Consider the following 2,438-nt stretch of genomic DNA (forward strand, 5'->3'; position numbering starts at 1 on the left):
TCGACGTGGCGCACGTCGAAACGCGAGCCTTTCAGATTCTTGGCGAGCCGGTAGCCCATTTTGCCGCCAGCGCCGAAAAGAGCAATTGCAGTCATATCTTCCTCGCCTGTCTCCCATTCGTGGAATGGAGCACATACTGGTGTGATGAGTCAATCACCATGTCAGATGATATCTTTCGAGGCGCCGCCGAAAGGACTTGTTGATTATGGGATGGCCCGCCCTTCCGCGTTCTGTCGCAAACTCGAAGCTGCGACGCGGAAATGGTTCTGCTCAGTTTTCACGCGGCCAAGATTTCAATGCCCCGCGAAGGCCGCGCCGGGCACGACATGCCGCTGCGACCGACGTTAGGCGCGCTGGAGAAGTTCAGCCGGCACTATTGGCCTGTGGGGATGTCAATTGAAAGCTGACTGAAAGGTTGCGCGTGCGAAGCTACCTGGCTTCGTGGAGGAAGCTCATGCCAAGGCGGTGACCAGGTGTCGCCGCGGCATTCAAACAGGAGGAGACATCTATGCGTTCATCGCGCGCGCTTATTCATACCGCAGCCCTTTCTCTCATCATGACCGCCGTTTCCCTCGGCGCGACAGCGGCGCACGCCGCCGACAAGATTTCCATCATGGTGGGCGGCTACGAGAAGCAGATCTATCTGCCGGCCAAGCTTGCCGAAGGGCTCGGCTATTTCAAGGATGAAGGCCTCAATGTCGAGCTCCTCAACGAGCCGGCCGGTGTCGATGCGGAAAACGAAATGCTTGCCGGCGCGGTTCAGGGTGTCGTCGGCTTTTACGATCATTGCATTGACCTTCAGGGCAAGGGCAAATTCGTCGAATCCGTCGTGCAGTTCAGCCAGGCGCCGGGTGAAGTCGAGCTGGTGTCGGCCAAGCATCCGGAGATCAAGTCGCCCGCCGATTTCAAGGGCAAGAACCTTGGCGTCACCGGCCTCGGTTCCTCCACCAATTTCCTGACGCAGTATCTGGCCGTCAAGGCCGGTCTGAAGCTTGGGGAATTCACCTCCGTTCCGGTCGGCGCCGGCCAGACCTTCATCGCCGCCATGCAGCAGGACGCCATCCAGGCCGGCATGACGACTGAGCCGACGATCTCGCGTCTGCTGAAGACCGGCGAAGCCAAGGTCCTCATCGATATGCGTACCATGGCCGGAACGAAGGCGGTCCTTGGCGGCACCTATCCGGCCGCGTCGCTTTATATGGATGCGGCGTGGGTCGACGCCCATAAGGACGAAGTCCAGAAGCTCGCCAACGCCTTCGTCAAGACGCTGCATTTCATCAACACCCATTCCGCTGCCGAGATCGCCGACAAGATGCCGAAGGACTTTTATGTCGGCGACAAGGAGGGTTATGTGAAGGCGCTCGAAAACGGCAAGGCGATGTTCACACCTGATGGCGTGATGCCGGAAGATGGTCCGAAGACCGTTCTTGCCGTGCTCTCCGAGTTTTCGAAGAATGTTCAAGGCAAGACGATCGACCTGTCGAAAACCTATACGACGGCGTTCGTCAAGAACGCCAAGTAAGTGATGCTGCTCCGCTCTCGGTGTTGACCGGGAGCGGTTTCCGTCCGGAAATTTTTCGTCATCCCCGGCCGCACGTCAGCCAATCCGCTGTAGCCAGATCCTCGGTCTCGTCATTGTCGTGCGCCGACAACAGCACTGGATCGCTAACGTTACCAACATTTGGGCCTTTTGCTCAAAGCGATTTCATTCGAAATCGGCTACGGCACGAAAGTGGGGTTCGCGCCGATCCACACACGGCTCCCTGCTCTGCTCGACGAATTCGAGAAGGGCAGGGCGTGCGCAATGCGGTGAACTCATCCTTGAGCTCCGTGAGGGTCTTCAGCTGCGCTGCTTGCCCCGAAGCCCATCGCTGGTGGAATGCGCCTGTACAGGAACCGCCCGCGTCATGCCGACCGACGCCACGGCTAGGACCTGATGCGGCCTACAAACCACCTCTTCTATATGCTGCGTGATGCTCGGCAGGATCTCTGTCAAACTGCCGGCTTGAAAAATCCGCCGTCAAAGAGACGCAGATCACGGAGCGGCTTGGCGGGACATTATCGCACCGGCCAGGCGGGTCTTCTCCTCTGTGCATGTAAGGCAATCATATTTCTATTGCGGTCTACGGTGACTGATGCGCGCATTCAACCAAACACTCAAGACGGCGATGATGGGGGTCGCGAAGCTCAAACCCCACTTCCAGAGTGTAAACCCTAGTCCCAGAGTCAGCGAGCCACGCGGCCACGCGTGATAGGAATCAGCACAAAGCTCGTCGTTACTGCACGAGTTCCCGGATCTTGTAGGCAACTTCCGTGCGGTTCGTCGCATTGAGCTTCTTCATGATGTTGTGGATATGAACCTTCACGGTGCTCTCGCAGAGGTCCATTTCATAGGCAATGATCTTGTTTGCCTTGCCGCGCCTCAGCGCCTCGGCAAC

2 protein-coding genes and 1 pseudogene are annotated in these 2,438 nt (G+C 58.0%); 1 reads left to right on the forward strand and 2 read right to left on the reverse strand.

All coding sequences use genetic code 11. The annotated features are described in order from the left end of the window. A pseudogene (locus tag GA0061101_RS39225) lies at positions 1-95 on the reverse strand (semialdehyde dehydrogenase); the annotation flags it as partial. Between the two features lie 413 nt (positions 96-508). On the opposite strand from GA0061101_RS39225, the gene GA0061101_RS38420 reads away from it, so the two are divergent. Continuing rightward, positions 509-1,522: an ABC transporter substrate-binding protein gene (locus tag GA0061101_RS38420; protein WP_037200160.1), complete on the forward strand. Its 1,014-nt coding sequence runs from the start codon at positions 509-511 to the stop codon at positions 1,520-1,522. Between the two features lie 754 nt (positions 1,523-2,276). Here the strand turns inward: GA0061101_RS38420 and GA0061101_RS38425 are convergent. Continuing rightward, the coding region (locus GA0061101_RS38425; RefSeq protein ID WP_141694201.1) for a helix-turn-helix domain-containing protein at positions 2,277-2,438 on the reverse strand (162 nt) is incomplete at its 5' end.

The sequence above is a fragment of the Martinezella lusitana genome, from assembly GCF_900094565.1.
GTDB lineage: Bacteria > Pseudomonadota > Alphaproteobacteria > Rhizobiales > Rhizobiaceae > Rhizobium > Rhizobium lusitanum.